The sequence below is a fragment of the Streptomyces sp. NPDC031274 genome (assembly GCF_055570235.1).
This window is the reverse complement of record NZ_JBVIHP010000507.1, coordinates 1-1,021: the sequence shown is the minus strand read 5'-3', so window position 1 is coordinate 1,021 and position 1,021 is coordinate 1. Positions and strand designations below refer to the sequence as shown.

The following is a 1,021-nucleotide window of genomic DNA, read 5'->3' as shown; positions in this document are numbered from 1 at the left end:
GGGGCAGCGGCCGGAAGCGCCTTCAGCGTCTTGACGTGCCCGGCGGCCACCCATCCGTTGCCGCGTGACCACAGCACGGGCTTGCCGCTCGGCGAGAGGATCCCGCCGGGCAGGAAGCGGTCGTCGCGGTACCAGAGGCCGAGGTCGGTGGCGTAGAGGCCGGGCCCGCCCTGGGCACGCTTGGTGTGGGTGTAGAGGGCGTGCAGCTTGTCCCGGAAGGCAGCCTCGCCGCGCAGTCCGGCGAAGCGCGCGAAGGGCGGCATGGCCATGTGCAGCGCGTCGTCCCACCACCAGTCGTCGTTCTTGCCGGGCTGGTCGGTGAGCATGTGGCGCAGGGTCGCCTCGGACGCGGTGAGCTTGGCGGGCTCCGGCTCGGTCTCGTAGAGGTCGAGGTAGGCCTGTATCGCGTTGTGGTTGTCGGCGTGCCGGGTGCTCGTGCCGCTGCGGATTCCGTAGTCGTGCTTCTCCGCCCAGGCGCGGGCGTAGTTCAGATAGCGGATTTCGTGGGTGTGGCGGTGCAGGGCCATGAGGCCGCTGTAGAAGGTGGCGTTGGCCCATCCGTTGTCGCCGGGGTCGGCGTGCGTGCTGATCCAGTGGTCGGCCACGCGCCGCAGAACTGTGGTGATTTCGGCGGGACTTGGCAGGCGGGGGGAGAGGCTGTGCGGTCGGGCGGCGTGGGCGGTGGGGGTGGCGAGGGCAGGTAGCAGCGGGGCGGCAACGGCGAGGGTGGCGCCGCGCAGCAACAACTGTCGTCTATCCATGTGAACGCCCTTCAGGGATGTGGGAGTCCACATGGTGGTGCCACTGAACTCGCCCTGTCCATAGGCGGGTTGGGGGAGAGCGCGAAAGTCGCTGGGGGTGGGGCTCCCGCCCGATTACCGTTCCCCGCATGCACCGACAAGCCGAACAAGATGCCGCCACCCCCGGTCCCGTCACCGCCGATGACCTTGACCGGGTCGTCCAGCTCGCCCTTGCCGCCCTCCGCGAAGCACCCCCGGCGGGCTGGCAGGGCAAGGCGGGC

1 protein-coding gene is annotated in these 1,021 nt (G+C 70.3%); it reads right to left on the bottom strand.

Annotated elements, in window-relative coordinates; genetic code table 11:
• On the bottom strand, positions 1-761 hold a 761-nt coding region (locus ACZ5CR_RS47545; RefSeq protein ID WP_468870314.1), incomplete at its 3' end, for a glycoside hydrolase family 88 protein.
• Positions 762-1,021 lie beyond the last annotated feature (260 nt).